The sequence below is a fragment of the Streptomyces sp. NPDC059255 genome (assembly GCF_042752355.1).
Taxonomy (GTDB): Bacteria; Actinomycetota; Actinomycetes; order Streptomycetales; family Streptomycetaceae; genus Streptomyces.
The window spans coordinates 379-2,202 of the sequence record NZ_JBHYZP010000097.1 but is presented as its reverse complement, the minus strand read 5'-3'; the positions used below and the strand labels follow the sequence as shown (position 1 = coordinate 2,202).

The following is a 1,824-nucleotide window of genomic DNA, read 5'->3' as shown; positions in this document are numbered from 1 at the left end:
GAACCCCAGCAAGATTTGTTTTGATGTAATAGGGTCTTGCTTTACGTCATGCTCTTTTGCTGTGTCCTCATCATCGACAAGAGACATTTGTTCTTCAGCTTCGGGAACTGTAGACGTTCGGGTACTCATAAACCCCATGTTTGGATATAAGTCTGCGGCATGGTAGAACATTTCACCTAGACCCATTTGTGATGGTGCGTTCATATAAATCCTCCTTCGTAGTAGTCAAATAAGAAAAGGAGGGAAAAGCCCTCCCGCGTGTATTAATGCAAGCGTGAAAGCTTTTCAGCAACGATTTTCACGCGCCCGCCTTTTTGAGTATTGAAGCGAATCCAAAACTCTGTAAGACGTTCGGTGTCAATATAGTCACGAGAGCCGCCGAGGTTTGGCAAGCCTTGGTTAGAGAAGTCAAACACATAAACCCCATCCGGTAAGACATAACCCAAGTCCGAATGATTTCGGGCTGCAAGTGCTGACGGCTTAATGCTGTAAGGGATGTCGGCTTGGTTAAATACCAATTCCAAGTTGCCCGCAAAGTCGCTGTCCTTCAGCGGGTTGCCTGACTCATCCGTAAAGTAAAACATGAGTTTACGGTAGATCGTCCCTGTCTGAAGCTTCACGATATTTTGACCGTTCCCGGTGAACTGTTCGCCTTTTTCGTTTACAAGCTTCAGGACAGAAATATCCGGCATAGCTTGTGGTACAGAAGGGACGGAGAACGTTTCAATTGTCGGCGTGATTTTCAATTGCTTCAGTGTAACGGTGTCTCCAGTAGCCAACTGATACGCGTCTTGCGCGCGTGCTGTATCAATCTGAAGGGAAACGGTTGTCTCCTCGTTTTGTAGCAAGATAAGACCGACCGGGTCACGTTGGTTTAAAGTTAATGGCAGCGCGACTTGGAATTTAATACGCGCGTCTTTACCTGACGTGCTCGCGGCTGTTTCAATGTAAGATAACGCCCGCGGACTTGATGCAGGTAATAGAACGTCTGGATTCAATCGGTTTAAGCTGTATAGGTGAAGGGCTTCGCCTGACACAACAAAAGGACGGAATCCACTGTTTAATTCCAGTGCAATATTTCTGATAATCTGGTATGGTGAAAATGGTTTAGTTGGAATTGCCGCGTTCTGCGATTTGAGAGAGACAGTCGCGTCAAATTCAACTAAAATTTGTGATAGCAGGCGTACTTTCGGTAGGTTGAATGATACCGTTTGTGCGTCCTCTGTCACTGTCTGTGTACCCATCATCTGCCATGTTTGGCGGGTAGCCTGCGAGAATAGTTGAGCCTTTGCCTGTGCTGATAGTTGCTGTTGAGTTGCCATAAATTAAAATTCCTCCTTAGACTTCTGCCGCGATTGTAGATACAACCGGGATATGATATTTTGCTGAAGCTTTCTTAATAATCCACATGAAAACCATCGTGATAAATACAGTAATGAACGTATGAACTAACCATTTAACCTTCATGCTTTTTTCCTCCTTATACTGCGTTTACTAATTGCGTCACACCGTTAACCGGATGCTTCGTGACAATAACCTTTGTTACGACAATGACCATCATTGTGAATAGCGCAATGACAATCATGTTCTTCAGCCCGACACCTGCAAATTTTCGTGTCTCCAAGTCATCACCTCCTTTAAAGCTTCAATTTTGCTAGTACCGGGTTTTGCATACCCACTTTCCAATACCAAAAATTGTGCCCGCCGGGTTGCTCCATAAATTGCGGCATCCCTGTTGCTTTCACAATCTTTTTACGGTCATCCGGGTTTTGCATGGTGAAAATGAAATAGTGTGAACTGTTGGCCATAGCAATGACCGGAATG

General features: G+C 44.9%; 3 protein-coding genes. All 3 read right to left on the bottom strand.

All coding sequences use genetic code 11. From position 1 onward, the window contains the following. A partial coding sequence (locus ACFXKG_RS41175) for a hypothetical protein (protein ID WP_384850732.1) occupies positions 1-204 on the bottom strand: 204 nt, incomplete at its 3' end. Between the two features lie 59 nt (positions 205-263). Then, entirely contained in the window at positions 264-1,322 is a 1,059-nt protein-coding gene (locus tag ACFXKG_RS41170; RefSeq protein ID WP_376642743.1) for a hypothetical protein, read from the bottom strand. 315 nt (positions 1,323-1,637) lie between these two features. Then, a partial coding sequence (locus ACFXKG_RS41165; protein WP_384850729.1) for a hypothetical protein occupies positions 1,638-1,824 on the bottom strand: 187 nt, incomplete at its 5' end.